The organism is Oleiphilus sp. HI0128 (assembly GCF_001635365.1).
Window position 1 is genome coordinate 1 of sequence record NZ_LWGG01000622.1, and the last position, 522, is coordinate 522.

A 522-nucleotide genomic window follows, 5' to 3' on the forward strand; every position below is an offset into this window, starting at 1 on the left:
TCTTGATCTTGTCTTGAGCTTTTTTGATCGCCTCATCTATCTTGGAAATCTTTCTAAACCCACTGGCCTCAAATACCTTATCAAAGTCTTCAGACTTTATGCCTTTATCCATAAACAAAACTTTTATGTCGTCTACGTCTTTATACTTCTTAGGGTTCGATACGATCTTATCGAATAAGTACTGGTGCATCTCTTTGTACACACCCAGGAACTCAGCTGCGTAATAAGCTTTTGCATGCTCTACCCAACCAGGGAAGGTTGCTGGCATTAAACGGAAATCTACATCATCCGCCAAGCTTTTCTCCCACTCAGGTAAGTGGTCATTGTTAAATTCGTAACAATGCGGGCAGCCATACCAAAATAGCTCTAGTATTTCTATTTTAGAAGGGTCTGCGGTTTTTACCGGGTAAGGCAATTCTTTATAGTGGCGCCCTTTTTCCCAAAGATCCGCTGCAAAACTCATTTGACTAAGCAGTAGCATGATCGCTACAAACGGCATCAACCAAAAACGATTCTGGCTCT

The 522-nt window shown here is 41.6% G+C and carries 1 protein-coding gene; it reads right to left on the reverse strand.

Annotation, left to right across the window (positions count from 1 at the left end; translation table 11 throughout):
• The coding region (locus tag A3763_RS28395) for a thiol:disulfide interchange protein DsbA/DsbL (RefSeq protein WP_197482839.1) at positions 1–522 on the reverse strand (522 nt) is incomplete at both ends.